Origin of the sequence: Burkholderia sp. Bp9012 (genome assembly GCF_003853825.1) — a bacterium.
Taxonomy (GTDB): Bacteria; Pseudomonadota; Gammaproteobacteria; order Burkholderiales; family Burkholderiaceae; genus Burkholderia; species Burkholderia diffusa.
The window spans coordinates 398184-420578 of sequence record NZ_QTQA01000001.1 but is presented as its reverse complement, the minus strand read 5'-3'; the positions used below and the strand labels follow the sequence as shown (position 1 = coordinate 420578).

Annotated in this window: 21 protein-coding genes and 2 pseudogenes; 13 read left to right on the top strand and 10 right to left on the bottom strand. The window is 66.4% G+C overall.

Annotated features, from left to right (window positions below):
• Positions 1 to 21: 21 nt before the first annotated feature.
• From DIE11_RS01940 to polA, 3 genes are all read right to left on the bottom strand, one after another.
• Complete coding sequence (locus DIE11_RS01940) at positions 22 to 897, bottom strand: dienelactone hydrolase family protein (RefSeq protein WP_124621166.1); 876 nt, start codon at positions 895 to 897, stop codon at positions 22 to 24.
• Positions 898 to 1310: 413 nt separating this feature from the next.
• Positions 1311 to 2645: an NAD(P)/FAD-dependent oxidoreductase gene (locus DIE11_RS01935; RefSeq protein WP_124621165.1), complete on the bottom strand. Its 1335-nt coding sequence runs from the start codon at positions 2643 to 2645 to the stop codon at positions 1311 to 1313.
• Positions 2646 to 2924: 279 nt separating this feature from the next.
• On the bottom strand, positions 2925 to 5678 hold the full coding sequence (gene polA, locus DIE11_RS01930) for a DNA polymerase I (RefSeq protein ID WP_059601717.1): 2754 nt from the start codon (positions 5676 to 5678) through the stop codon (positions 2925 to 2927).
• A 1-nt stretch (position 5679) separates the two neighbouring features.
• Between polA and DIE11_RS01925 the strand changes: the two genes are divergently transcribed.
• Both DIE11_RS01925 and DIE11_RS01920 read left to right on the top strand, forming a co-directional pair.
• Entirely contained in the window at positions 5680 to 6438 is a 759-nt protein-coding gene (locus tag DIE11_RS01925; RefSeq protein WP_059601715.1) for a TIGR00730 family Rossman fold protein, read from the top strand.
• A gap of 391 nt (positions 6439 to 6829) precedes the next feature.
• Positions 6830 to 7120, top strand: a complete 291-nt coding sequence (locus tag DIE11_RS01920; protein WP_124621246.1) for a hypothetical protein — start codon at positions 6830 to 6832, stop codon at positions 7118 to 7120.
• A 154-nt stretch (positions 7121 to 7274) separates the two neighbouring features.
• Here the strand turns inward: DIE11_RS01920 and DIE11_RS01915 are convergent, their stop codons facing one another.
• The gene (locus DIE11_RS01915) at positions 7275 to 7955 is read right to left on the bottom strand and encodes an FMN-dependent NADH-azoreductase (RefSeq protein WP_124621163.1); all 681 of its coding nucleotides are present in this window, start codon (positions 7953 to 7955) and stop codon (positions 7275 to 7277) included.
• A gap of 113 nt (positions 7956 to 8068) precedes the next feature.
• Between DIE11_RS01915 and DIE11_RS01910 the strand changes: the two genes are divergently transcribed.
• Positions 8069 to 8920 (top strand): LysR substrate-binding domain-containing protein, encoded by an 852-nt coding sequence (locus DIE11_RS01910; protein ID WP_124621161.1) that lies wholly within the window; start codon positions 8069 to 8071, stop codon positions 8918 to 8920.
• 144 nt (positions 8921 to 9064) lie between these two features.
• On the opposite strand, the pseudogene DIE11_RS01905 reads toward DIE11_RS01910, so the two are convergent.
• Positions 9065 to 9390, bottom strand: a pseudogene (locus DIE11_RS01905) (helix-turn-helix domain-containing protein).
• Here DIE11_RS01905 and DIE11_RS37485 point away from each other — a divergent pair.
• Positions 9391 to 9568: pseudogene (locus DIE11_RS37485) on the top strand (integrase); the annotation flags it as partial.
• 69 nt (positions 9569 to 9637) lie between these two features.
• Here the strand turns inward: DIE11_RS37485 and DIE11_RS01895 are convergent.
• Complete coding sequence (locus DIE11_RS01895) at positions 9638 to 11164, bottom strand: AMP nucleosidase (protein ID WP_059601858.1); 1527 nt, start codon at positions 11162 to 11164, stop codon at positions 9638 to 9640.
• A gap of 140 nt (positions 11165 to 11304) precedes the next feature.
• Here DIE11_RS01895 and DIE11_RS01890 point away from each other — a divergent pair, with 140 nt between their 5' ends.
• The 5 genes from DIE11_RS01890 (at position 11305) to DIE11_RS01870 (ending at position 14789) form a co-directional block, all read left to right on the top strand.
• Complete coding sequence (locus tag DIE11_RS01890) at positions 11305 to 11703, top strand: hypothetical protein (protein ID WP_124621159.1); 399 nt, start codon at positions 11305 to 11307, stop codon at positions 11701 to 11703.
• 107 nt (positions 11704 to 11810) lie between these two features.
• Complete coding sequence (locus DIE11_RS01885) at positions 11811 to 12809, top strand: homoserine kinase (RefSeq protein ID WP_124621157.1); 999 nt, start codon at positions 11811 to 11813, stop codon at positions 12807 to 12809.
• Complete coding sequence (locus tag DIE11_RS01880; RefSeq protein ID WP_059466514.1) at positions 12800 to 13609, top strand: BPSS1780 family membrane protein; 810 nt, start codon at positions 12800 to 12802, stop codon at positions 13607 to 13609. The genes DIE11_RS01885 and DIE11_RS01880 overlap by 10 nt, the downstream gene beginning before the upstream one ends.
• 153 nt (positions 13610 to 13762) lie before the next feature.
• Complete coding sequence (locus DIE11_RS01875) at positions 13763 to 14215, top strand: MarR family winged helix-turn-helix transcriptional regulator (protein WP_059601701.1); 453 nt, start codon at positions 13763 to 13765, stop codon at positions 14213 to 14215.
• Between the two features lie 154 nt (positions 14216 to 14369).
• Positions 14370 to 14789 carry an organic hydroperoxide resistance protein gene (locus DIE11_RS01870; protein WP_031399791.1) on the top strand — a complete coding sequence of 140 codons (420 nt, stop codon included), beginning with the start codon at positions 14370 to 14372 and terminating at the stop codon, positions 14787 to 14789.
• A 108-nt stretch (positions 14790 to 14897) separates the two neighbouring features.
• Here the strand turns inward: DIE11_RS01870 and DIE11_RS01865 are convergent, their stop codons facing one another.
• Both DIE11_RS01865 and DIE11_RS01860 read right to left on the bottom strand, forming a co-directional pair.
• Positions 14898 to 15074, bottom strand: coding sequence for a DUF3563 family protein (locus DIE11_RS01865; RefSeq protein WP_069228557.1), 177 nt, complete (start codon positions 15072 to 15074; stop codon positions 14898 to 14900).
• An 81-nt stretch (positions 15075 to 15155) separates the two neighbouring features.
• Positions 15156 to 16265 carry a PHB depolymerase family esterase gene (locus DIE11_RS01860; RefSeq protein ID WP_124621155.1) on the bottom strand — a complete coding sequence of 370 codons (1110 nt, stop codon included), beginning with the start codon at positions 16263 to 16265 and terminating at the stop codon, positions 15156 to 15158.
• A 249-nt stretch (positions 16266 to 16514) separates the two neighbouring features.
• Between DIE11_RS01860 and DIE11_RS01855 the strand changes: the two genes are divergently transcribed.
• The 4 genes from DIE11_RS01855 (at position 16515) to DIE11_RS01840 (ending at position 19644) form a co-directional block, all read left to right on the top strand.
• Positions 16515 to 17210 carry a phosphatase PAP2 family protein gene (locus DIE11_RS01855; protein WP_124621154.1) on the top strand — a complete coding sequence of 232 codons (696 nt, stop codon included), beginning with the start codon at positions 16515 to 16517 and terminating at the stop codon, positions 17208 to 17210.
• A gap of 140 nt (positions 17211 to 17350) precedes the next feature.
• Positions 17351 to 18148, top strand: a complete 798-nt coding sequence (gene modA / locus DIE11_RS01850; protein WP_124621152.1) for a molybdate ABC transporter substrate-binding protein — start codon at positions 17351 to 17353, stop codon at positions 18146 to 18148.
• Between the two features lie 10 nt (positions 18149 to 18158).
• Entirely contained in the window at positions 18159 to 18836 is a 678-nt protein-coding gene (gene modB, locus DIE11_RS01845) for a molybdate ABC transporter permease subunit (RefSeq protein ID WP_059601856.1), read from the top strand.
• Between the two features lie 106 nt (positions 18837 to 18942).
• On the top strand, positions 18943 to 19644 hold the full coding sequence (locus tag DIE11_RS01840; protein WP_124621150.1) for a sulfate/molybdate ABC transporter ATP-binding protein: 702 nt from the start codon (positions 18943 to 18945) through the stop codon (positions 19642 to 19644).
• A 173-nt stretch (positions 19645 to 19817) separates the two neighbouring features.
• Here DIE11_RS01840 and DIE11_RS01835 read toward each other — a convergent pair whose 3' ends face one another.
• Together DIE11_RS01835 and DIE11_RS01830 are read right to left on the bottom strand one after the other, a co-directional pair.
• Positions 19818 to 20663: a TOBE domain-containing protein gene (locus tag DIE11_RS01835; RefSeq protein ID WP_124621148.1), complete on the bottom strand. Its 846-nt coding sequence runs from the start codon at positions 20661 to 20663 to the stop codon at positions 19818 to 19820.
• 48 nt (positions 20664 to 20711) lie between these two features.
• Positions 20712 to 22343, bottom strand: coding sequence for a CHAD domain-containing protein (locus tag DIE11_RS01830; RefSeq protein ID WP_124621146.1), 1632 nt, complete (start codon positions 22341 to 22343; stop codon positions 20712 to 20714).
• Positions 22344 to 22395: the final 52 nt, after the last annotated feature.

Genomic DNA, 22395 nt, shown 5'->3' with positions numbered 1-22395 from the left:
CGGCATCTGCCGCCTTGTCGTTCACATCACGCCGTACTTGTGGAACCACTCGATCGCGCGCTTCCAGCCGTCCTCAGCGTCGCCCTTCACGTAACTCGGCCGATAATCGGCGAAGAACGCGTGGCCGGCATCCGGATACACGACGATCTCCGATTGACGCGCGAGCTTCGAATCGCTCGTCTGGATTGCCTTGCGCATGTCCGCGAGCGACGCCTGCGTGATGTTCGTGTCCTTCTCGCCGTACAGCCCGAGCACGGGTACCTTCAGCAACGACGCATGATCGACCGGATTGAACGGCGTCATCTCGTCGGTCGTGCCCTCGACGAACCCGTACCATGCGACGGCCGCGCGCACGTGCGGATTATGCTCCGCGTACAGCCACGCCTGGCGGCCGCCCCAGCAGAACCCCGTCACGCCGAGACGCGACAGGTCACCGCCGTTCTTGCCGGCCCACGCGACGGTCGCATCGAGATCCTCGGTGACCTGCCGGTCAGGCACCTTGCTGATGATGTTGTCGAAAAGCTCCTTCATCGTCGGATACTTCGACGCATTGCCCTGGCGCGCGAACAGGTCCGGCGCGATCGCCAGATAGCCGAGCTTCGCGAAGCGGCGGCAGACGTCGGCGATATGCGCATGCACGCCGAAGATCTCGTGGATCACGATGACGACCGGCAGGTTTGTCTTGTCGACCGGCTGCGCGCGATACGCGGGGATGCTCGCGTCGCCCGAGCGGATCTCGATGGTGTCGACGTCCAGCCCGGTGCTGTCGGTCGTGATCGTCTGCGCCGACACGGGCAGCACGGCCGCCGCGAAGGTGCCGCCCAGCGCGGCCTGCATGAACTTGCGGCGCGAGAACGGAATGTGGGGAACCAGGCTGTCGACTTCGGGTTTCAACATGAATGCACTCCTCGATTGGGCACCGCCGTCGCGGCCAGGGACTCGACCCGGCGTCATGCCGGCGGACGGCGCGGATGTCGCGGCGGTTGGCACCCCGCCGCAAGCGGAAACCCGGACAAGATGCCCAATAATCCGTTGTCGCGTCAACTGTCAGATGTGTAAGACTCGATTACGACGGTGTCATGCGGTGGCATCCAAAGGTATCGACAACCGCGGCACCCCGGCCCGGCAAATCCATGCGGGGCACGCATGCGGCGAGCGCCGTCGCGCGCTCGAATGTCCACGGATTGGAACCAAACGATGCGCAATACCAGGGCCGGTGCGCGAATCCAGGTCAACCGCACTTGAAACGACAACGGGCAGGAAACGCGCTCGATACGCGTTCCCTGCCCGTCGGAGCACGAACCGTGCGGTCAGTGCAGCTTGACGCGCGGCAGCGTCGTGCGGCGCAGCCAGTGCGCGAACGTATCGAGCATCATGCGCGGATAGCCGTGCAGCGCCGCGATGTGCAGGCGGTACAGCGACATGTACATGAAGCGCGCGAACAGCCCTTCGATCAGCATGTTGCCGCCGATCAGGCCGCCCATCAGGTTGCCGACCGCGCTGAAGTGACCGAGCGACACGAGCGAACCGAAATCGCGATATGTGAACTCGGGCAGCTGACGTCCGTCGAGCCGGCAGCCGATCGCCTTCAGCAGAAAGCTCGCCTGCTGGTGCGCGGCCTGCGCACGCGGCGGCACGTTGCGCTCGTTGCCGGGCCATACGCATGCCGCGCAATCGCCGAGTGCGAAGACGTTGTCGTCGGTGAAGGTCTGCAGTGTGCGACGCACGTCGAGCTGGCCGAGCTTGTTGACCTGCAGGCCGTCAAGATTCGACAGCACGGACGGCGCCTTGATGCCGGCCGCCCAGACCGTGAGATCCGCGCGCACCGACTTGCCGCTCGCGGTATGCACGAAACCCGGCGCGACCTCGGTCACACGCTCCGCGAGCATCAATCGCACGCCGAGCTTTTCGAGCAGCTCGGCCGTTGCGGTCGATACGCGCTCCTGCAGCGCAGGCAGAATCCGCGGCCCCGATTCGATCAGCACGATGCCGACGTCGTGCTGCGGGTCGAGCTTGTGCAGCCCATAGACGGACAGCACCTGCGCGGTGTTGCGCAGTTCCGCGGACAGCTCGACGCCCGTCGCGCCACCGCCGACGATCACCACCTGGATGCGCGGCTCGTCCGGCGCTCCTGGCGCGGGCTGCGCCGGCGCATGGTGCTCGGCGCGCATGCACGCGGCGATCAGGCGCTTGCGGAAGCGCTCGGCCTCGCCGACCGTATCGAGCGCAATCGCGTTTTCGGCCGCGCCCTGCACGCCGAAGAAATGCGTCGTGCTTCCGATCGCGATCACGAGCGTGTCGTATTCCAGGTCGCGCGCCGGCAGCAGTTCCTCGCCGTCGCTGTCGTTGACGGGCGACAGGGTGATGCGCTTCGCCGCGCGATCGAGCGAGGTCAGTTCGCCCTGCTGAAACTCGAAGCCATGCCAGCGCGCCTGCGCCGCGTATTCGAGTTCCTGCGTGAACGGGTCCATGCTGCCGGCCGCGACCTCGTGCAGCAATGGCTTCCAGATGTGGGTCGGATTGCGGTCGACGAGCGTGACAAGCGCACGCGCGGGACGATTGCCGCGCGCGCTGTAACGATCGCCGAGCCGCGTCGCCAGTTCCAGGCCACCCGCGCCTCCGCCTACGATGATGATCCGATGCATCCGATTCCCCCTTTGCGATTCGAAACTGCTGCCGCCGGACGATGCAGACGCGATGCGTTCGCGCCGCCCGCTGGATTAACCGGTTCGGACATCATCGATGTGCAGTTCGAAACACTTCGATGCGCCGATCCCGGAACGCGGGGCGCGCTGCCCCCGCGACAATGACCTGACTGACATGCATTGTCCGGGAGCTTGCGCGTTGACCACAAGCAAACCATCTCGATATTCAGCATCCCTGCAACAATATGCCGCGGGACGCGGGAATCACGCTGGGGTGCGTCAGTGTGCCTCTTCCCAGTTCGCGCCGGCACCCACTTCAGCGACCAGCGGCACCTTCAGCTTCGCCACGCCGCACATCATTTCCGGCAGTTTCTCGCGCACGAGCGACAGTTCGTCGTCGGGCACCTCGAGCACCAGTTCGTCGTGCACCTGCATGATCATCCGCGATGCGAGGTGGTCGCGCGTCAGCCAGTCGTCCACCGCGATCATCGACAGCTTGATCAGGTCGGCAGCCGTGCCCTGCATCGGTGCATTGATGGCCGCACGTTCAGCGGCCTGACGGCGCGGGCCGTTGCCGCCGTTGATCTCCGGCAGCCACAGGCGGCGGCCAAAAACGGTTTCGACATAGCCCTTTTCCTTCGCCGCCGCACGCGTGTCCTCCATGTACTGCGCGACGCCCGGGTAGCGCGCGAAATAGCGGTCGATATACAGCTTCGCCGCATCGCGCGTGATGCCGAGGTTCGACGCGAGGCCGAACGCGCTCATCCCGTAGATGAGCCCGAAGTTGATCACCTTCGCGATCCGGCGCTGGTCGGAGTTGACTTCCAGCGGCGTCACGCCGAACACTTCGGCGGCCGTTGCGCGGTGGATGTCCTCGCCCTGCGAGAACGCGCGCAGCAGCGACGCGTCGCCCGAAATGTGCGCCATGATCCGCAGTTCGATCTGCGAATAGTCGGCCGACACGATGCGGTGACCCGGCGATGCGATGAACGCCTCGCGGATCCGCCGGCCTTCGGCCGTGCGCACCGGAATGTTCTGAAGATTGGGATCGTTCGACGCAAGGCGGCCCGTTACCGCGACGGCCTGCGCGTAGTTCGTGTGCACGCGGCCCGTTGCGGGATTCACCATGCGCGGCAGCTTGTCGGTGTAGGTCGACTTCAGCTTCGACAGCCCGCGATGCTCGAGCAGCAGCTTCGGCAGCGGGTAATCCTCGGCCAGCTTCTGCAGCACTTCTTCGTCGGTCGACGGGGCGCCGCTCGGCGTCTTCTTCACGACCGGCAACTGCAGCTTCTCGAAGAAGATCTGCCCGATCTGCTTCGGCGAGCCGAGATTGAATTCGCCGCCGGCCAGTTCGTACGCCTGCCCTTCGAGCTCGATGAGACGCGTCGCGATCTCGCTGCTTTGCGCCTGCAGCAGTGCGTCGTCGATGAGCACGCCGGTGCGCTCCATCTTGCGCAGCACGAGCGACACCGGCATCTCGATCTCGCGATACACACGCTCGAGGCCCGGTTCGCGCGCAACCTGCGGATACAGCGCATGATGAAGCTGCAGCGTGATGTCCGCATCTTCGGCGGCGTACGCGGCGGCCTGCTCGAGCGCCACTTCGTCGAAGCCGATCTGCTTCGCGCCCTTGCCGGCCACGTCTTCATACTTGATCGTCTTGACGCCCAGATGACGCAACGCGAGGCTGTCCATGTCGTGCGTGCGGTGCGATTCGAGCACGTACGATTCGAGCATCGTGTCGTGCTCGATACCGTTCAGCGCGATGTCGTAGTTCGCGAGCACCTGCGCGTCGTACTTCAGGTGTTGGCCCACCTTCTTGCGGTCGGCCGATTCGAGCCACGGCTTCAGGCGCGCGAGCACGTCGTCGATCGGCAACTGCTCGGGAAGATCGGGGCCGCGGTGCGCGACCGGAAGATACGCGGCCTTGCCCGGCTCGATCGAAAACGACAGGCCGACGAGCCGCGCGGTCATCGGATCAAGCGAGGTCGTTTCGGTGTCGAACGCGGTCAGTGCGGCCGCGTCGATCTTCGCGAACCATGCATCGAACTGTTCCCAGGTCTGGATCGTGTCGTATTCGCGGACGATGTCCGCCGCGACCACCTGTGCCGGCTCGCCTTCCGGCGCGTCGGCGCCGCCGCCTTCGGCGGGCGCGCTGTCGACTTCGCGCAGCCACGTCTTGAAGCCATAGCGCGCAAAGATGTCGCGCAGCAGGTCGCGTGCTTCGCCATCGCTCTTCAGCGACGCTTCGATCGATTCGAGATGCGGTGCGAGATCGCAGGCCGTGTCGACGGTCACGAGCTTGCGGCCGAGCGGCAGGAAGTCGAGCGCGCGGCGCAGGTTGTCGCCGACCACGCCCTTGATCTCGCCTGCATGTTCGATCACGCCGTCGAGGCTGTCGTATTGCGACAACCATTTCACGGCCGTCTTCGGCCCGCATTTCTCGACGCCGGGCACGTTGTCGACGGTGTCGCCGATCAACGCGAGATAGTCGATGATCCGCTCGGGCGGCACGCCGAACTTCTCGATCACGCCACCGCGATCGAGCGTCTCGTTGGTCATCGTGTTGACGAGCGTGACGTGATCGGTGACGAGCTGCGCGAGGTCCTTGTCGCCGGTCGACACGATCACGTTCATCCCGTGCCGCTCGGCTTCGCGCGCGAGCGTGCCGATCACGTCGTCGGCCTCGACGCCCTCGACCATCAGCAGCGGCCAGCCGAGCGCACGTACCGCGCCGTGAATCGGCTCGACCTGCAGTGCAAGATCGGGCGGCATCGACGGACGGTTTGCCTTATAGTCGGCATAAAGGTCGTCACGGAACGTCTTGCCCTTTGCATCGAACACGCAAGCGCTATACTCTGCACTGACTTCCTTGCGCATACGGCGCAGCATGTTGATGATTCCGTAGAGCGCTCCGGTCGGCTCCCCGCCAGGGCCACGCAAATCAGGCATCGCATGGTAAGCCCGATACAGATAGCTCGAACCGTCAACCAATAGCAGGGTCTTACCTTCCAGATTTCGTTCTTCAGGCATTATGAACAAGAGAAAAGTGATTCCGAGTCTGCGTTCGCTCGCAGATCAAGAACGCGCGACGGCCAAGAAGGCGCGCGCATCGTGGCAGATGTTCACGATTATGGCAGAGTTTATCGAGGCGACCGAGTACCTGTCGGAGATCCGACCGGCCGTCAGCATCTACGGTTCTGCCCGTCTCAAGCCCGACACGCCGCACTACAAGCTGGCCGTGCAGATCGCGCGCAAGCTGTCCGACGCGGGCTTCGCTGTGATCTCCGGCGGCGGCCCCGGCATCATGGAAGCCGCGAACAAGGGCGCGCACGCCGGCAAGGCGCCGTCGGTCGGCCTGAACATCGAGTTGCCGCACGAGCAGGCGGGCAACCACTACCAGGACATCTCGCTGCGCTTCCGCCACTTCTTCACGCGCAAGGTAACGTTCGTGAAGAACTCCGACGCGGTGATCGTGATGCCGGGCGGCTTCGGCACGCTCGACGAACTGTCCGAGGTGCTCACGCTGATCCAGACGAAGAAGTCGCGCCTCGTGCCGATCATTCTCGTGGGTAGCACGTTCTGGCAGGGGCTGCTGCAATGGTTCCGCGACCAGCTGATTCCGATGGGCCTCATCAATCCGGAAGACATGGATCTGATGCAGGTAATCGACGATCCCGACCAGGTGCTCGACGCCGTGCTCGCGTTCTACGAGGACAGCGGCGAGGAAGAAGGCGCGGACGGCGAAGACCATCCGCCGCGGCCCGAAGAAGACCGCATGTTCTATCTGTAATTCGATCGGTGCGATGGCCGGCCTCACGGCCGGCATCGCGTCTCCCGCGCGGCGGGCGCACGGTAATTCCGCCACCCGTCGCGCGTCATTTTGTAACGCCGTATTAATCCCGCCGCGCAGCCGCGCGCCGGCGAATGTCAAATCCGGGCAGCCTGCATCGCGCAATGCGGTCGACGCCTCCCATGCGTGGCCCGCCATTGTCAAATCATGCAGCCTGTCATCGATCCGGCCGGCGCATCTGACGTCAATCCGACGTAACAAACCCGTCTCGCCTTTTTCGCGCGGCGCCTGCACACTGCATCTCGTCGGCGTGGCGTCCCCCGGTGGAACGATCCCCCTCGCGTCCATCGCGTCGCGCCGGCCTTTTGACAACGACATCACGGAAAACAACATGAAACGCTCGCTGATCGCCCTCGCCTTCGCCGGCCTCGGTCTTTCGCTGTCCGGCCTCGCCCAAGCCGTCAACGTCGACGTCAACATCGGCACGCCCGCGCCGGTCGTCGTCGCGCCCGCGCCTGTCGTGGTCGCTCCGGGGCCTGCGGTCGTGATCGGCTGGCACGGCGATCGTTACTGGGACGGCCGCCGCTACTGGGAGCGTCGCGAGTGGGAAGATCATCAGCGCCATCGCGGTCACGGCGGCTACCATTGCCCGCCGGGACACGCGAAGAAAGGTGAGTGCTGAGCATCTGAGTGCGGGGTCGATCGGGGTCGCGCACCGCAGGACAAAGAACAAGGCCGCACGTGAACGAAAGTTCGCGTGCGGCCTTTGTCGTTACGCCCGCGGCTTGCGCGGCATTCGCCCGTCGGTGCTCGGCGGTCTCCAGCCATTGGCCAGTTCAGCCATCAACCGAAGCCGATGCTGATGCTGATGCTGATGCTGATGCTGATGCTGCGTGTACCAGCGTCACCGCCCGTTTGCGCGCAGCCTCTCTGCCCGCGTGATCGACTTCAGGTCCGAACAGCGTTTTCTCGACGATGATCGATTCGATGTCGGTGATACCGATGAAGCGCAGCCACGCTTCAAGAAACGGCCGCTGAAAATCGAACGACTCGGCAGGCGTGCTCGATTGCCTTGAATAGTCGAGGCCTCTCGCATAGATCACGACTGCTTTCTTGCCGTTCAGCAATCCCGCTAACCCACGCTCGTCGAATGAGAAGAGGACGTCGCGGTGGGACACGGCGTCGATGAAATGCTTGAGCTTGTATGGGATGGAAAAATTCCACAGCGGCACGGAGAACAGCAGCGTATCCGCGTCGTGCATCCGCTGCGCCAGCTGCCGGAAACCTGCCCACGCTTGCTGCTGGCCTTCGCTGAGCGGTGTACCGCTCAAGTCCGCGTATTTGGCATCGAGTGCATCGCCGTCGAGCTCCGGCAATGGCGTCGCCCACAGGTCGAGCACGTCGACCCGATGCTCCGGATGCGCGTTGCGCCAGGCTTCCAGATACGCGCGCGCAACGTCGAGTGATGCGGACCGCGACTTGCGCGGGGAGGATTCGATATGCAGCAAGGTCGACATGAAACGACTCCTGACGGGTTGACGGCCCTCATCAGAACATAGTTCGATTCAAAATATAAACGAAGTATCATCGCGGTACTCAGTAGCATTCGCACTGTATTTCGGGGCATGTCATGTTCGATACCGTTTTGCTGCGCTCTTTCGTGGCCGTCGTCCAGGAAGGCGGGTTCACGCATGCCGCGGCCCGTCTGAATCTGACGCAGTCCGCGGTCAGCGCGCATCTGCGGCGCCTGGAAAAACAGACCGGCCGTGACCTGCTCGTGCGCACCACGCGCTCGGTCACGCTCACAGTGGACGGCGAACTGCTGCTGGGTTACGCGCGCGCCATCCTCGCGCTTAATCAGGACGCGCGCGCGCAACTGCTGCGCGAACCGAGTGCAGGCGCGATCCGCGTGGGGCTGTCGGAAGACCTCGCCAATGTCAGGCTGATGCATGTGATGCAGGCGTTTGCCGTGCGGTACCCGCGCATCGCATTCAGCATCAGAGTCGGTATCCCGGGCGAATTGCTCCAGGCGCTGGATCACGGTGAACTGGATGTGGTGATGGGTGGACGCTGCCATGACGGGCCCACCGGACGCGTGCTCTGGCGCGAGCCGCTTGTGTGGGCCGGTGCGGATTGGATGTCGCTCACGCCTGGCGTACCGGTGCCGATTGCGCTGCTGCCGGAACCCTGCCCGTATCGTGAGGCCTCGCTGGCAGCACTGGCCCGCGCGGGCGTGGATTACCGGATCGTGCTCGTGTGCCCGAGCGGCGCCGGCCTGTGCGCCGCCGCGCACGCGGGCTTTGCGGTGACACCGATCGTGCACACACAACTTGCGCACGGCTTGCGTGCGATCCCGCCGGATGCCGGCCTGCCGGCCCTGCCCGATGTCGAGTTCACGATGTTCGCGGCGCCGGGCGCGTCGACCAGGGTTGTCGACGAACTGGGCAACGCGATCGTGCTGGCATTCGCGCACAAAGGATGACCACGGTCATCGTGGCGACACGGTTGGGATTTTCGCGGCCAGAGGCATACGCATCGTCATCGGTTCACGAAATTCCACGAAGAACCATAAAAAAGCCGCCAGCACCGTAGTGTCTGGCGGCTTTCTTTCGCGGCTGACCGCGCGTCAGAAATCGAGCTGCGCGGCCGTGATGCCAAGCGCGGCGGCGATCTTCTCGCGCGTCGACCTGCGCAGCTTCTCGCTTCGCTCCTGCTGCGCGTACGCGGACTGGCTGATGCCGAGTCGGGCCGCGATATCGCCTGTGTCAGTTTCAGATGTTCGCGCCATGCGCGCAGGGGCGTCGCCCCGTCTACTGTGGCGCTGATCACTTCGTGCGGGATCAGGTCGCGCTCCTCTTCGTGCTGCGCCATGTAGTCCGCGTAGGGGATCACCACAAAGGCTGGCGCTCCGTCCGACCCGTTGATGATTTGGATGTTGGTACGTGCGTTCAGATCGGCACGCACTTCCACGACCTGTGGGCGAAAGCGCTGACCGATCTGAAACCGCAGCGGGGGGGCCGCGGCAGCGCAATCATTGGCCGGCCACACGACCGAAAGCATGACGGCGCACTACGCGAAATCACGTGAAGTAGAACGCGTTCAACCCGTTCCATTGACGCGTCCAAGTTAGACATCGCCGCCCATGTTGGACGCGAAGGCTCCCCGGATCATCCGGGGAGCCTTCTACCGCAATGGCTTGTTACTGAAACGCCACTTCCGCGAAGCTCCGAAGCTTGCGGCTATGGAGCTTGTCGAGCCCGTTCGTGCGCAGAATCTCCATCGCCTTCACGCCGATCTGCAGATGCTGGTCGACCTGGCCGCGATAGAACGTGTCGGCCATGCCCGGCAGCTTCAGCTCGCCATGCAGCGGCTTGTCCGAGACGCACAGCAGCGTGCCGTACGGCACGCGGAAACGGAAACCGTTGGCGGCGATCGTCGCACTTTCCATGTCGAGCGCGATCGCGCGGCTCTGCGACAGCCGCTGCACGGGCTCGCGGTGATCGCGCAGTTCCCAGTTGCGGTTGTCGACGCTCGCGACCGTGCCCGTGCGCATCACGCGCTTCAGTTCGGCACCTTCGAGACGCGTGACCTCGGCCACGCCGCGTTCGAGCGCGAGCTGTACTTCGGCGAGCGCCGGGATCGGCACCCACAGCGGCAGGTCCGCATCCAGCACGTGATCCTCGCGCACGTAACCGTGCGCGAGCACGTAGTCGCCGAGGCGCTGCGTGTTGCGCAGGCCCGCGCAGTGACCGAGCATCACCCAGGCATGCGGACGCAGCACCGCGATGTGATCGGTGATCGTCTTCGCGTTCGACGGACCGACACCGATGTTGACCATCGTGATCCCGCTGCCGTCCGCGCGCTTCAGGTGATACGCGGGCATCTGCGGCAGCCGCGGCGGCGCGGCGCCCTCGGCCGGCTCGCTGCCGAGGTTCGCGTTGTACGTGATGACGTCGCCCGGCTCGACGAACGAACTGTACTGGCTGCGGTACGCGCGCACGTCGGGATCGGTGCTTTCCGTCATCAGCGTGCGGCCGAGCTTCACGAATTCGTCGATATAGAACTGGTAGTTCGTGTAGAGCACGTAATTCTGGAAGTGCGTGGGCGATGTCGCCGTGTAGTGACGCAGCCGGTGCAGCGAGAAGTCGACGCGCGCCGCGGTAAACAGCGCGAGCGGATGCGGCTCGCCGGGTGCCGGCTCGAACGTGCCGTTGACGATGCGGTCGTCGAGGTACGACAGGTCGGGCGTGTCGAAGATGTCGCGCATCGCGAGCAGCCGGTCGCGGTCGAGCTCGCCTTCGAGGTGAATGCCTTCGGGAAACGCGAAGTGAACCGGAATCGGCTGCGACGACACGCCGATCTCGATCTTCACATGGTGGTTCTTCGACAGCAGGCGCAGCTGCTCGCGATAGTAGTTCGCGAACAGGTCGGGACGCGTGACGGTCGTCTCGAACACGCCCGGGCCCGCGACGAAGCCGTACGAACGGCGCGAATCGACGTGCGTGTTGACGTCGGTGCGAATCCGCACGAACGGGTAGCACGCGCGCACGTGCTCGGTGATCGATTCATGGCGGCGATAACGCGCGAACGCGTCGCGCAGGAAGCCGGTATTGGTGTCGTAGATGGCCGACAGCCGCGCGACGGCGGCGACGGAATCGTCGAATGCTTCGACGGGCGGGCTCTCAGGCGTCAGCACCCGATGCCGGCGGCTCAAATCGTTCTTCATTTTCATCACCTCGTCTGATCGGACGACATTACCACGGAACCCGGTCACGCTCATGGCCGCCCGCTCGCACGCCGCTTGCACGCGAGGGCCGGGCCGCGCGCAGTATTTGCTAAAATCCAAAGGTTCACTGGAGACTCATCATGAAGCCGCTCATTCTCGTCGCCGCTGCCGCCGTGCTCGCTGGCACGTTTGCCGCCGCCTACGCCGCCGGCGGCACGCCCGACGCCGACACGCAGGCCCGGGCCGAGGCCAACGAAGCCGCCGGCCTGCCCGATCTCCGCAAGATCAACCGGCCCGGCGCCGAAGTCACGTCGAAAGTCGACTTCGCCGACATTCGTCGCACGCCGAGCTTCCATGAAAAGAGCAAGAACGGCACCGAGGTCACCGAGTATCGCGATCGCGGCAAGCCGGTCGAGATCGACGTGAAGTCGAACTTCGGCACGCGCTACCAGATGAGCTCGACGCTCGACACCTCGCCGAAGCCGCATGACGCGGGCGTCCCGATCACGCGCCTGCCGTCGGTCAACCTCCGCTACTGATTTCCTGCCGCGCCGCGTCGATCCCGACGCGGCGCGCCGGCTTTCCCTTCACCTCCTGTCGCGCCGCACGCCGCGCGCGTGCCGACAACTGACCAGACGCATCTCGCATGGCCGTTTTCACCGCTGTTTCCGACTCCGATCTCGCGCAATGGATGCGCCACTACGAACTGGGCGACGTGCTGGCGTTCCGCGGCATTCCGTCCGGCATCGAAAACAGCAACTTCTTCCTGACGACGACGCGCGGCGAATACGTCCTGACGATCTTCGAAAAGCTGACGGCGGAACAGCTGCCGTTCTACCTGGACCTGATGCGCCATCTGGCCAGCCACGGCGTGCCGGTGCCGGATCCGGTCCCGCGCGACGACGGCGCGCTGTTCGGCGAACTGCACGGCAAGCCGGCGGCGATCGTCACGAAGCTCGACGGCGCCGCCGAACTCGCACCGGGGGTCGAACACTGCATCGAAGTCGGGCAGATGCTCGCGCGCCTGCACCTCGCGGGGCGCGACTATGCGCGCCACCAGCCGAACCTGCGCAGCCTGCCGTGGTGGCAGGAGAACGTGCCGGCGATCGTGCCGTTCATTTCCGACGCGCAGCGCACGCTGCTCGAGGACGAACTCGCGCACCAGACCGCGTTCTTCTCGTCGGACGACTACGCGGCGCTGCCGAGCGGCCCGTGCCACTGCGACCTGTTCCGCGACAACGTGCTGTTCGCGCACGCGGCGCCCGGCACCGGTCACGACATCCGGCTCGGCGGCTTCTTCGATTTCTATTTCGCGGGCTGCGACAAATGGCTGTTCGACGTCGCGGTGACCGTCAACGACTGGTGCGTCGACCTCGCGACGGGCGTGCTCGACGTCGCGCGCGCGGACGCGCTGCTGCGCGCGTACCAGACGGTCCGGCCGTTCACGGCCGAGGAGCGCCGCCACTGGAGCAACATGCTGCGCGCGGGCGCGTACCGCTTCTGGGTGTCGCGCCTGTACGACTTCTACCTGCCGCGCGCGGCCGAAATGCTCAAACCGCACGACCCCGGTCATTTCGAACGCATCCTTCGTGAGCGTATCGCCCACACGCCCGCGCTTCCCGAGACCCATACCGCATGCAACTGATCGAAGTGCCCGCGAAAGCGGGCTATGTCTGGTTCCGTCAAGGCATCTGGCTGTTCCGCCGGAACCCGCTCGCGTTCATCACGCTGTTTTTCACGTACCTGCTGGCGATCACGCTGGTGTCGATGGTGCCCGTCATCGGCGCGGCGCTGCCGCTGCTGTTCATCCCCGGCATCGCCGTCGGCTTCATGGCCGCGTGCCGCGACACGGTGGCCGGCAAGCCGGTGATGCCGACGATCCTCATCGACGGCTTTCGCTCGTACGGCTCCGTGACGACACAGCGTCTGCTCGTGCTCGGCGTGGTCTACGTCGCGCTGATGGTGCTGGTGTTCGCCGCATCGTCCATCGTGGACGGTGGCGGGCTGCTCACCATGATGCTGGGCGCGACGAGCGAAACGAGTCCGACGCCGGAAGCGCTTGCCGCGCAAGGCACGCTCGGCGCGCTGCTGCTGGCGACGCTGCTCTACGCGCCGGTCGCGATGTTGTTCTGGTTCGCGCCGGTGCTGACCGCGTGGCACGACATCCCGCCCGCCAAGGCGCTGTTCTTCAGCATCGTCAGTTGCTGGCGCAATCGCGGCGCATTCGTGGTGTACGGGCTGCTGTGGTTCGGCGTTGCGCTCGGCACGTCGTTCGGCCTGTCGCTGCTGCTGCAGGCGCTCGGCGCCGGCGCCTACGTGCTGACGATCATGATGCCGGTGACGATCATCATCGTGACGATGATGTACTGCTCGTTCTATGCGACCTATCGCGGCTGCTTCGGCGTGCAGGAACCAGGGGCCGCAACGCCCGCCTCGGGCCGTTGAGCCGGGCCGTCGAGTCGGGCCGTTCACGCAGACTCGGCCGGCGCACGCCGCCGGCCGCCCCAACCTTCACGCTGCCCCCTGTTCAATCGAATCTGTTGCGCGCAAAATGATTTGCATGCAAATCATTAGCGCGTCCGCCGCGCCACCCGAATCATGGACCGCCTGCCCCCGCTGCCCCAGACGCTCGACGAGCAACTGTGCTTCGCGCTCTATTCGACTTCGCATGCGATGACGAAGGCGTACAAGCCGCTGCTCGACAAGCTGTCGCTGACCTATCCCCAATATCTGGCGATGCTCGTGCTGTGGGAACGTGACGATATCGCGGTGAAGGATATCGCCGCCCGCCTCGACCTCGACCCGGCCACCGTCACACCGCTGCTGAAGCGGCTCGAGGCGCTCGGCTACGTCGAACGCGTGCGCAGTGCGACCGACGAGCGCGTCGTGAACGTGCGCGTGACGACGGAAGGCCGAGCGCTGAAGCTCAAGGCGCGCTCGGTGCCAGCCGATCTCTTTTGCGCGATGCAGCAAACGCCCGAGTTCCTGGTCAGGCTGCGCGCGGATCTCCAGCAATTACGCAACGCGCTGTCGGCCGCCAACGAAGGCTGACGGCACGTCGATCTCAAACAGGCCCGGCACTGCCGGGCTTTTTCTTCAAATTTCATTTGCACACTAATCATTTGTGTTCTATATTTCTTCCGTGGCCGGCGACACCCCGTCCGACCGGACCGCTTCCTACCATTCTTCCGACAGGAGCTGCACCATGAACATTCTGTACAAGACCAGCGCCACCAGCACGGGCGGCCGCGACGGCCGCGCGGTATCCGCCGACAACAAGCTGGAAGTGAAGCTGGCCGCGCCGCGCGAGCTCGGCGGTACGGGCGCGGAAGGTACGAACCCGGAGCAGCTGTTTGCCGCAGGTTACTCGGCTTGTTTCCTGAGCGCGATGAAGTTCGTCGCCGGCCAGAACAAGCAGGCGCTGCCGGCCGACACGCAAGTGACCGCGGAAGTGGGCATCGGCCCGAACGACGCCGGCGGCTTCGGGCTCGACATCGAACTGCGCGTGTCGCTGCCGGGGCTCGACAAGGCCGACGCACAGGCGCTGGTCGACAAGGCGCACCACGTGTGCCCGTACTCGAACGCGACCCGCAACAACGTGCCGGTGCGCCTGACGGTCGTCTGACGCAACGCGCGGCGCCGAATGCAAAAAGGGCGTGTGCGGCTGCTCGCCACACACGCCCTTTTGCGTGATTCGCCGGGCCGGCTGGTGAGCCGGCCCGCGCTGCGCTGCTTAACGCGAGCCGAACGAGAACGGACGGTTCATCGCCGCTTCGCGATCGATCTTGCGCATGCGGAATTCGAGATCGTAGATGTCGGTTGCTTCGGCCAGATAGGCATCGGCGCGCTCTTTCGCGGCCTTTTCAGCGTTCTTGGTCAACATCAGGAAGAGGTGGCTCAGCAGGTACATGTTTGATCTCGCAATCCAAAGGTTCTTTGACTAGGGTTTTCCCGAATTATAGGGAAAACCCTAGGCTTTGGCCAGCGTCGATCAGACGGTGCGTCGTTCGGTCGCCACAGTGCGCCGATTTTCTTCGAAAAATGACCAGATCATCGCGCTCGCATCGGGACCGACCGCCGCATGAAACGGCACCGCTTCGTCACCGCCCGCCCAGGCATGATCGAGCCCTTTCACGTGACAGAGCCGCACGATCGACTCGCCATCGCGACGCACGTCAGTGATCTGCGCGCCAGCCTCGCGCGTTTCCACACGCTCGCCGCCGCGCAGTGCGCCGCGGCTGTCCGCGAGCCCGTTCAGGCGCATGAACTGCACCATCAACTGGTCCGCATTCTTCGGCGCGACGACATGGTCCCGGTCGCCCTGCACGATCAACACGGGCATGCCCGGATACGCCCCCGCATCGACCAGCGTGTCGACCACCGCGGCCGGGTTCTGCCGCAGGCCGCGCCGCATCACGTCCATCGCGCTGATCCCGGAATTCGCCTCGCCGAGCGCGGGGCCCGAGTGCAGCGCCACAGCCGCGAAGCGATCCGGGTGGTGCAGCGCGAGCAGTGCTGCCAGGCCCGCGCCGGCCGACAGCCCGGCGACATAGACGCGCGATGCGTCGAAGCCGTGCTCGTCGACGAGGGCGTCGACGAGCGAGGCGGCCGCGTCCGCCTCGCCGCGCCCCGCGCGGTCGGTGTCTTCGTACCAGTGCCAGCAGCCGTGCGCGTGCGCGCGCAGCGACTGCTCCGGATACAGCACCGCGAAGCCATGCTTGTCGGCCAGCAGGTTCATCCGGGTGCCCTGCGCGAACTCGTCGACCGATTGCTGGCAGCCGTGCAGCATCACCACGAGCGGTATCGCACCGCGCCGGCGGCCAGGTGGAACGTACAGCCCGTAGGCGAGCTGCTGGACCAGGCGACCGAGCGCGGGCGCCATCGGATGCTCGCCGCGCGTCCACTCGCCGGCCGCCCATGCAGCCGCGCGCGGCCGCACGCGCGACTCTCGCGGCGGGGACAGATCGGCTGCGGCGGGCGATGCGGCGGCCTCGAGCGTATCGCGCGCGATACGCTGTGCATCACGTGCCGCTCGTTTGGCGGCCGGAGACAGCATACGTTTCATGCCGCCCAGCCATACCTTCGTCAGACTTTTGGTCATCGATCGAGCTCGCGTTCAGGAAAAATAGGGATACAACACTCGGTGGATCGTTCGACTTTGTGCAATGCACCATAGCATTGTTTATGGGATTTTTCCTGCACGCGGATAGTTCCCCCACGGCGCAAAAAACGGGCCCCGAGCATACGCGGCGCTATACTGGGGTTTAGCTGCTTGTATCCGTTGTAGTCGTTCTCTCCGGCTCGCGCGTTGATTTAAGCATTCGTCCCGCCTCTGCTCGTTCCTCTCCCGATGTTCGACCTGTCCTCTCACCTGTGGATCACGATCACCGCGTTCGGTGGCGCCGGACTGACCTTGCCGCTCGCGATCACGATCGCCGTGTGGCTCGCGCTCGGCTACTCGTGGCAGCGTGCGGCCGCGTGGCTCGGCGTGCTCGCCGTCGCGATCGGGGTCGTCGCGCTCACCAAGATCGCATTCCTCGGCTGGGGCGTCGGGATCCGCGCATGGGACTTCACGGGATTCAGCGGCCACGCGATGCTGTCGACGTCGGTCTATCCCGTCGCGATCTTCCTCGCGCTGATCCGCACGCGCACGACGGTGCGGATCGCCGGCATCGCGCTCGGGCTCGCGGCCGGCATCGCGGTCGGCGTGTCGCGCGTCGCGCTCGACGCGCATTCGCCGTCCGAATCGATCACCGGCTGCATCGTCGGCGCGATCGCCGCGCTGGCATTCATCGCCGGCTCGTGGCACGCAGTGCCGCACCGCTGGTCGGTGCCGGCGGTCGTCGTGAGCCTCGCGCTCGTCACCGTCGCGCTGCACGGCGTCACGGTGCCGTCGCATCGCTGGGTCACCAGGGTCGCGCTGGAACTGTCGGGGCACGAGCGGCCGTTCGTCCGTGCCCGCTGGAAAGCCAATCCCCACTACCGGCCCGCATTGCAGCCGTCGTCGCTGCCCCGCACCGGATCGCCGCCGTTGCTGCACGCGTGACGGGCCGCGCGCACGTCATTCCCGTCGCCATTCAGGCCTGAAGATTTCATGCGCGCCGTCGCATGAACGGTATGTCGAGCGTTATAACCCGCCCTATATTACGATTACGGTTCCAACCATTCCATTCGAACGACCAGTCCATGCGCTCAACCGTCCGCCCGCTTCGCCGCACCCTGCTCCGCCTGCTGCCGCTCGCCGCGCTTGCCGCGGCCGTCTCGTTCAGCGGGCCGGCTTCCGCCGCCGACGCGCTGGTCGTGTCGGCGGCGGCAAGCCTGACGAATGCGTTCAAGGCCGTCGGCGATGCTTATCAGAAGCAGCATCCGGACACCAAGGTACTGTTCAACTTTGGCGCGTCGGACGTGCTGATGCAGCAGATCGCCAAGGGCGCGCCGGCCGACGTGTTCGCATCGGCCGACCAGAAGGCGATGGATCGTGCGGTCGGCGAAAAGGTCATCGTGCCGGGTACGCGCCGCGATTTCGCGGCGAACTCGCTCGTGATGATCGTGCCGGCCGACAGCCACGTCGCCGCGCCCACGTCGCTGAACGACCTGACGGCGCCCGGCGTGAAGCGCATCGCGTACGGCGACCCGGCGTCGGTGCCGGTCGGCCGTTACACGGAAGGCGCGCTGCGTGCGGCCGGCGTATGGGACGCCGTCAGCGCGAAGGGCGTGCTGGCCGCCAACGTGCGCCAGAGCCTCGATTACGTCGCACGCGGCGAAGTCGACGCCGGCTTCGTATTCGGCACCGACGCGGCGATCATGCCGGGCCGCGTGAAGGTGGTGCTGACCGTGCCGACGCAGACGGCCATCACCTATCCGATCGCGGTGGTCAAGGACAGCCGCCATGCCGCACAGGCGCAGTCGTTCATCGACTTCGTCGCGTCGCCGCAGGGCCAGGCCGTGCTGGCCACGTTCGGCTTCAAGCCCGCGGGCAAGTGAGCGCAGCATGATGCAGGACGCCTGGGTGCCGCTGCTGTTGTCGCTGAAGGTCGCCGGCTGGGCGACCGCGCTCGACATCGTGCTCGGCGTCGCCGCCGCCTTCCTGCTCGCGCGCTGGCGCTCGCCGATGCGCGACGTGGTCGATTCGCTGCTGACGCTGCCGCTCGTGCTGCCGCCGACGGTGCTCGGCTATTACCTGCTCGTGCTGCTCGGCCGGCGCGGCGTGTTCGGCGCATGGCTCGACAAGCTCGGCATCGAACTCGTCTTCACGTGGCAGGGCGCGGTGATCGCATCGATGGTCGTCGCGTTCCCGCTGATCCTCAAATCGGCGCGCACGGCGTTCGAAAGCGTCGATCCGCATCTCGAGCGCGCGGCACGCACGCTCGGGCTCGGCGAAGCCGCGGTGTTCTTCCGCGTGACGCTGCCGCTCGCCACGCGCGGCATCCTGGCCGGTGCGCTGCTCGCCTTCGCGCGCGCGCTCGGCGAATTCGGCGCGACGCTGATGATCGCCGGCAACCTGCCCGGCCGCACGCAGACGCTTTCGGTCGCGATCTATGCGGCGGTGCAGGCCGGCGACGACAGCACGGCCAACTTCCTCGTGCTGGTGACGTCGATCACCTGCGTGCTCGTGCTGCTCGCGACCGGCTGGCTCGTGCCGTCGCGCGCCGGGCGGAGCCAGCTGACATGACGCGCCTGCCGCATCCGTACCGCCGCGCCTCACGGGTCGCGGCAAAACGCCTTGCCGTCGCGCGATCGGCTTCCCGCACGCGCGGCGCGGCACGACGGAGACCGGCATGAGCGTCGCCGTCGACATCCGCAAGACCTACGTGAATGCGGAGCGCCGCTTCACACTCGACGTGTCGTTCACGGCCGCCACGCAGCGCGTGGTGCTGTTCGGGCCGTCCGGCGCAGGCAAGAGCATGACGCTGCAGGCGATCGCCGGCCTGCTGTCGCCCGACGAAGGCACGATCGCGCTGAATGGCGAACCGCTGTTCGATTCCGCGCGCGGCATCGACGTGCCGACCCGTGCGCGCCGCGTCGCCTACCTGTTCCAGGACTATGCGCTGTTTCCGCACCTGAACGTGCGCCAGAACATCGCGTTCGGGCTCACGTCGGGCCTGCGCAATCCGCGTGCGAAGACCGTGCCGCCCGAAGTCGCGTACTGGCTGCATGCGTTCGAACTCGACACGCTCGCCGGGCAATTCCCGTCGCAGCTGTCGGGCGGACAGAAGCAGCGTGTCGCGCTTGCCCGCGCACTGGTCGCGCAGCCGCGCATCCTGCTGCTCGACGAACCGTTCGCGGCACTCGACGGCGCGATGCGCCAGCGCATGCGCCACGAGCTCGCCGAACTGCAGGCGCGGCTCGATATCCCGATGGTGCTCATCACGCACGACCCCGACGACGTCGCCGCATTCGGCGACCAGGTCGTGCAATTGAGCGAAGGACGCGTGCAGGCCGCCACGCCGCACGCCGAGTGGCCGACGCGCGTCACCTGATCGCGCGAAGGCGGTGGCCCAAGCGGCCACGTTTGACCTGAGAGAAGCCGCACTGGCGGCACAAGCTGAAAACGGGATCGAAGCCGGCGCCTCGCGTACGTTGGGCGGCGCCGGTTTCGCCTCGCCCGCCCACGGTCATCGCCGGAAACGGCCCACACCGCCGCCGCGCGCAATCAGCCCGTCACCGCGAGAATCACGCTCGATGCCTTGAACAGCGCGATCGCACGCCGGCCGGCGTCGAGTTGCAGCGCCCCGACGCTGTCGTTCGTGACCACGGCCGTGAGCGTCCCGCCGCCGTCGAGCGCCAGCGTCACCTCGCTGTTCACCGCGCCCGCCGCGACGGTTTCGACCGTCCCGTGCAACTGGTTGCGTGCGGATACCTTCAGAGACGCTTCGGCTCCGCCTTCGTCGTCGACGGCCAGCACGACCCACGACGCCTTCACGAGCGCGCACGCATCCGCGCCCGGCCGCAGGCCGAGCGCATCGGCGCTTTCGTGCGTCAGCACCGCGGCGATCACCTGCCCGCCGGGCAGCACGAGCGTCACCTCGTCGTTCACCGTGCCGCGCACGATCGACTCGACCTTGCCGAACAGCTGGTTGCGCGCGCTCGTCTTCATCCCGATCCGGCCGATCAGTGCCCAGTCGACGTCGAAACCGGACACCGCCGCGCTCGCGGCGTCGATGAAGCGGCGATGCTCGCGCTCGATCGTGCGGAACGCGGCGATCAGCGACGTTGCGCGCGGCGTCAGCGTCGTGCCGCCGCCGCCCTTGCCGCCCGTCGAGCGCGTCACGAGCGGCTCGCCGGCCAGGTTGTTCATCGTATCGATCGCATCCCACGCGGCCTTGTAGCTGAGGCCGACGGCCTTCGCCGCGCGCGTGATCGACCCGGTGTCGCCGATCGCCGCGAGCAGCGCGATGCGGGTGGCGCCGCCGAGCGTCTGCTCGCCCGCGCGCAGCCACAGTTCGCCGCCCAGCTCGAGCGGTCCGGCAGAAGAGGAAGGAGGCGACGCGTCGCTCATCGGTCTGTCTGAAGAAAACGGGGGGCCATTATAGTGAGCGCGCGCCGCTCAACGCGGCTTGCCATCCAGCTTCGGCGGGCGCAGGCTCGCGAGCAGCGTCTCGGCGTCCCTCGCCGCGCGTTGCTCGAGCGCGGCGCCGTAGCCGCGCACGAAACCCAGCTGGTAAGCGGGCGCCGCCAGTTGCTCGAGATGATGCAGCGCGACGATCGTGTCGTTCGCCTCGCCAAGCACGCTCTGCACGCGCGCGAGCGTCTTGACCGTTTCGTTGCGCGTGCGGCGCGATGCCAGCGACGCGAAGAATTCGAGCGCGTAGCGCAGCCGCTTCGTGTCGATCCGCACCTGGTGCCGCGCGGCCGTGTCGAGCGACGTGAGCGACGGCGATGCATACAGGTGACCGAACAGCCGCCGCACGCGCTTGGTTGCGTGACGCCGCAGCGACGGTGCATCGTCGTCGGCATCGGTCGGCGGTAGCGCAAGCCCGCTCAGCCACTCGAGCCACCCGAGCGTCAGTCGCGCATAGCGCGCCGAATGCAGCGCCTGGCGCAGTTCGACGCGCGCGGCCATCGCCTGTACACGCGCGGCGTCGAGCGTGCCGTCCCAGTCCGCGCTGCCGCCGTCGGCCGCGATCAGCGCGGGCAGGCTCTCGGTCGAGAACACGTCCCAGTCGCGCACCGTGCCGAGCAGCGCCGCAAGCCAGCTCAAGTCGACGCCGAACGTGTCCTGCCATTGATCGTCCGCGAAACGCGGGAAGAAGCGCATCAGCGTACGCAGCCGCCGCAGCGCGACCCGCATCTGGTGCACGAATTCGGGATCGTCGCGGTCGAGCACGCCGCCCTCGTTGCCGAGCCATTGCGCGGCGATGTCACCCGACAGCGCGAACAGCGCTGCCCGCTGCGTGCGGATGCCGGTCAGGTCGACGAGTTGCGCCTTGACCGGCCCGGCGACGGCAGGCTCGCCCGCGCACGCGCGATCGATCACGCTGGTCAGCTGCACGAACGCGGGCCATGCGCCGCTGAGCTCGCGCGCGGCGGCAAACAGCGCGCGCAGCGCCGCCGTGCGTGCGGCGGCGGTTTCCCAGTCGGGTGCCGCGAGGCGCAGCTCGACATGGCGGCGCGGCGGCTCGGTGCCGCCGTGCAGGGTGATGTCGTCGAGCGTCATCTCGACCACCACGCCGCTGTCGTCCGCCCAGCGCCCGCGCCGCCGCTCGCTGACGAGCCGCGGCGGTGCCGACGCCGACGATGCGGCAACCGCCGCTTCGTCGACGGCGCCGGCCGTCACGCGGTCGCCCTCGCCCGTGGCCTCCGCGGATTCCGAATCGGCGATCGGCACCGACACCGGCGTGGCCACGACGATGCCCGCATGCTCGGCATCGAACAACTCACGCGCCACGACACCGGGCGCGAATGCCTTCGTGCGCGACGCGACGACCCGGCGCCCCTGCGCGTTCGACTCGATCCACGTCCACCAGCACTCGCCGGGGTTCGTCTCGGCTTCCTCGACCTGGCACGGCTCGATCGTCACGCGCTCCTGGCCGCGCCGCATCCGCACCTGCGGGCAGATCCGCCAAGCACGGACGAGTTCGGCACCGAAGTCGCGCTGCTCGCCACGGGCCCGGCTTCCCGTCTTGACCGGCCAACCTTCCAGCGACAGGCACAACACGATTTCCAGCACACGCGACATGGAGGCTCCTGCACATGAAGAATCGCCGGCGCATCGTCCGCGCCGGCGTCGC